The organism is Gemella sp. GH3 (assembly GCF_013415425.1).
GTDB lineage: Bacteria > Bacillota > Bacilli > Staphylococcales > Gemellaceae > Gemelliphila.
In genome coordinates this window covers 1-384 of record NZ_JACBYC010000015.1, presented here as the reverse complement: position 1 = coordinate 384, position 384 = coordinate 1, and the positions used below count along the sequence as shown (strand labels likewise).

General features: G+C 35.4%; 1 protein-coding gene. It reads right to left on the bottom strand.

Features of this window, described 5'->3' with window-relative positions; translation table 11 throughout:
* Positions 1-384 (bottom strand): aminotransferase class V-fold PLP-dependent enzyme (locus HZY83_RS00080; RefSeq protein ID WP_179942090.1); only part of this gene is annotated, 384 nt, incomplete at both ends.

Sequence of the window (384 nt, the reverse complement as noted above, 5' to 3'; positions counted from 1 at the left end):
ACTATTTGAGGAACATTCTCTGTACCAGCTCGACGTTTCGTTTCTTGTTCCCCACCTAGCTGATTAAATTCAAGCGGAGTATGGTCCTTTACTAAGAGTATACCAGCTCCTTTAGGGCCCCCAAATTTATGTCCAGTTACACTCATTGTATCAATTTTGAAATCATGAAAGTCAATTTCTAAATGACCAATAGCTTGTACAGCGTCAACATGGAATAACGCATTAGTTTCAGCAATAATGTCCTCAATGTCATACATATTTTGAACAGTACCAACTTCATTATTAACAAACATAATTGATACAAGAATTGTTTTATCTGTGATTGTTTCACGTAATTGATCTAAATCAACCGCTCCAGTATCATCTACATCTAAATATGTTACG